The sequence below is a fragment of the Polaromonas sp. P1_E11 genome (assembly GCF_056405995.1).
Window position 1 is genome coordinate 1 of sequence record NZ_JBFUBA010000018.1, and the last position, 641, is coordinate 641.

Consider the following 641-nt stretch of genomic DNA (forward strand, 5'->3'; position numbering starts at 1 on the left):
TTCGAGATGCGGTCGACGCAGGGCGCGCTGCACCGCTTGATCTGATAGAGCAGGCACGGCCGCGAACGGTTGGCGAAGAAGCTGTCGGTGCAGCTGCGCAGGAGGAAAGTCTTCTGCAACGCATTGAGCGTCTGGTGAACCGACCCGGCGCTGGCGAACGGGCCGTAATAGCGCCCCTTGGCGCGTCGCGCGCCGCGATGTTTTTGCACGCGCGGAAAAGCATGATCGGTGCGCAGCAGGATGAAGGGGAAGCTTTTGTCGTCGCGCAGCAGCACATTGTACGGCGGGCGGTAGCGTTTGATCAGCTGGGCTTCGAGCAGCAGCGCCTCAGCTTCGCTCACCGTCGTGACGATCTCCATCGCGCGCGTCTGCGACACCATGCGCTGGAGCCGCTGCGGCAGGCGCGCGACCTGCGTGTAATTGGTGACGCGATTCTTGAGCGCGCGCGCCTTGCCCACATAAAGCACGTCGCCGCGCGCATCGAGCATCCGGTACACGCCCGGACGCGTCGGCAATTTGCGCACGACGCTGCGGATCGCCTCGGCGCCGCGTTCGAGGTCGGGCTGGTCGCCCTCCCCGTCGCCGCCGCGGATCACATAGGTCGCTTTTTCTTCGTTGAATCGGTCGGGAGCGTTCGGGCG

1 protein-coding gene is annotated in these 641 nt (G+C 65.5%); it reads right to left on the minus strand.

What is annotated here, in order from left to right:
• The coding region (locus AC1D11_RS22205; protein ID WP_477651502.1) for a GIY-YIG nuclease family protein at positions 1-641 on the minus strand (641 nt) is incomplete at both ends.